A 2091-nucleotide genomic window follows, 5' to 3' on the forward strand; every position below is an offset into this window, starting at 1 on the left:
TAGTGAATCGACTATCCCGTCGGATAATCAATTCACTATTAAGCTTAGAATGTTTTATTGATTAAAAAATATATTTTTCAAAGGCCTGAGCAATTCCATCTTCATCGTTTGATGCGGTGATATATTTGGCTGCTTTCTTAGCTTCTTCAGTTCCGTTACCCATGCAGATACTGGTTTTCACAGTCTCAAACATCGTAATATCATTACCAGCATCCCCAAAAGCTGCCATTTCTTCAGGAGTAATACCAATTTTTTCACCAAGCTCTTTTAAACCGTTACCCTTATTTACCTTAGGATTAAGCAGTTCTAAGAAATTTTTATCAGCACGAACAACATATAGATCTTGCGCGAATTCTTTTCTAACTAAAGGCTCAATCTGATCTAGCATACTAGAATTGCCTACAAAACAGCCTTTAGAAATCATAAAATCTTTTGGAAAATCGTCTGGCTCACGAATTAACATCCCCGCCTTATTTTCCCATGCTTGAACTAATTCCATGAAATCAACATCGTGATCAGCAGTAATAATTCTTGAATCAGCATCCACGATATTAAATGGCACATGATGCTTCTTGCCAAAAGCAGTCATCTTGCGATACATTTCATTGCTTACTAGGTCTTGCGTTATTGCTTTACCATCCGCATTTCTAGTAATTGCACCATTTAAAGTTACAGCGTATTGGTCTTCTCCGCTAATGCCAAGCTCTTTCATGTAATGAGCTAATCCGGCAATAGGACGACCAGAACAAAGAACGATTTTTATTCCTTTATCTAAAGCCTTTTTTACGACTTCTTTAGTTGAGTCTAATATTTCACCTTGAGAGTTAAGCAAAGTACCATCGGTATCTATTGCAACAAGTTTTACCGTCACAGTAATTCCCTCTTTTCTTTGATCTAATTAAATTGATTTTATCATTTATAAATAAATACTAAGTGTCAATTTAGAAACCAATACATGCCAATTTGGAAACGGTATCAAGGAATTAGCCTTATTTATTCTCGTCTTTTAATAATTCATTTTTAAATATTTCGGCTAGCTTAGCTATGCTCTTATGATCTGGATATCGCTTAACTAATTCATCCAATTTTACTGTTGCCATTTTCTTAATTTCATCGCTAGAGCCAATTTTTTCAATAAAATCAGTTACTTCACCTGAACGGCTAAGCAATTTATGTTCACTTCGGCTTTCTGCTAAAAAGGCTTGATCTACCTTGCGCAACTTTAGACTGCCATCTGGATTAAACTGATATCCACCCCACATGTGCTGCTTAATTGGCTGCATCGGCTCGCTATCAACATATTGCAACTTACCAACCATATGGTGCGTTTCAGTAATTCCTAGAGTGACTGGATCATAAATATCTACATAATTGTAGATGCGCTCTCTCATTTTGGCTACGCGTCTTCTCTCTTTGGGAGTAAACAAAAGCCAAATGTTGGTTCCTTCATACAGATAAGCTGCAGCGATTGCTTCTGGATGCCGACAATTAGCCAAAGCAAACTGTGCATTAATTGAGCCTAAAGAGTGGCCATAAATATAAACTCGACTGCCTCTAAATTGACTAATCACATGATTTAAAAATTGACTCGCAGATTTTAGTTGACTAGGAATCCGCCGCTCCTGTGAAAGCATTGCTCGCAATATCGGTAAATTCGTCTTAAGCCATTCATCTCGCCAAGTCTGCGGCGTTCCTTTTTTAAAACCATAAGATCCTTTATATAAAATTGTGATTTCATTTGGATTACTAATCACATATGCATGCATCCCATCTTTCGCATGCTCTACTCGGCAAACTACGCCAATATGGTGCTCACCAATTGTGACACTTTCACCCAATTGTAAATTATCATAAGATTTTTTAGTTAATTCGACCCGTTCTCGGTCAGTTAATTGTTCATTTACGCCCATAGTATTACCCAAAATAAAAAACTAACTCTTACCACCATGAAGTGGGACCTAAAAAGTAGACATTTTAAAACATAGGATTAATAGAGGCTTGATTCCGATATTCTTTCGGAGTTAAGCCTTTTAATCTGCTCTTTATCCTTTCTTCGTTATAGTATTTGATATATTCCTCTATAGCTTGAGC

3 protein-coding genes are annotated in these 2091 nt (G+C 36.5%); all 3 read right to left on the minus strand.

Annotation, left to right across the window (positions count from 1 at the left end):
• Positions 1-61: 61 nt before the first annotated feature.
• Positions 62-871 carry a Cof-type HAD-IIB family hydrolase gene (locus RDN22_RS11275; protein ID WP_308558152.1) on the minus strand — a complete coding sequence of 270 codons (810 nt, stop codon included), beginning with the start codon at positions 869-871 and terminating at the stop codon, positions 62-64.
• Between the two features lie 118 nt (positions 872-989).
• The gene (locus tag RDN22_RS11280) at positions 990-1910 is read right to left on the minus strand and encodes a hypothetical protein (protein ID WP_308558153.1); all 921 of its coding nucleotides are present in this window, start codon (positions 1908-1910) and stop codon (positions 990-992) included.
• A 64-nt stretch (positions 1911-1974) separates the two neighbouring features.
• Positions 1975-2091, minus strand: a 117-nt coding sequence (locus RDN22_RS11285) for an IS3 family transposase (RefSeq protein ID WP_308554877.1), incomplete at its 5' end; no start/stop codon positions are given.

The sequence above is a fragment of the uncultured Lactobacillus sp. genome, assembly GCF_902491705.1.
Taxonomy (GTDB): domain Bacteria; phylum Bacillota; class Bacilli; order Lactobacillales; family Lactobacillaceae; genus Lactobacillus.